This is a genomic window from Psychrobacter sp. 1Y4, assembly GCF_051847555.1.
In genome coordinates, this window is sequence record NZ_JBPYDE010000640.1 from 1 (window position 1) to 668 (window position 668).

General features: G+C 38.0%; 1 pseudogene. It reads left to right on the forward strand.

Annotated elements, in window-relative coordinates:
* Window positions 1-603 (forward strand): annotated as a pseudogene (locus ACS8FC_RS18055) (UDP-N-acetylmuramoyl-tripeptide--D-alanyl-D-alanine ligase); the annotation flags it as partial.
* Between the last annotated feature and the right edge of the window lie 65 nt (window positions 604-668).

Here is a 668-nt window from a genome sequence, read left to right on the forward strand (position 1 = left end):
ATTATTTATTATGATGGAGAGGCCGCATTTGCGCTGATGCGCTTGTACGGATTAACCAAAGATGAGCGTTGGCTTGACTGTGTCACGCGCGCCTTTGATTATTTTATAGCAGCCAAGCACCATCAAGCCCATGACCATTGGCTGTCTTACTGTTCAAACGAGCTGATTATTTATAAGCCTGAAAAAAAGTACTTTCGTTTCGCGGTCAATAACATCGCAGGATATATCGACTTTATCAAAAATCGCATCACTACTTTTCCAACCTTACTTGAGCTATCCATGGCATTTCACAAAATGCTACTAAAACTAGATGATTATCCAGAATTTCACGATGTGTTAGCAGACTTTGATGTTCAAAGCTTTTATCAAGCATTACATGCACGCGCCAATCACCTCATGAACGGTTTTTTCTTTCCAGAAATGGCTATGTTCTATAAGTCTCCGCAGACCATCTTGCATGGGTTTTTCATCCGTCATCATTCATTTAGAGTGCGTATTGATGACGTGGAGCACTATCTATCAGGATTAATCGCGTATCAGCGTTTTTTGAAAAGCGCAGATTATCCAAAGCTTATCAATAAAAGCGCCAAAGCTATTAAATAATTATGATTAATGCTGAAGATTTCACTATTGATTACTTTAACTTCACTATTACAATTATTGATTTT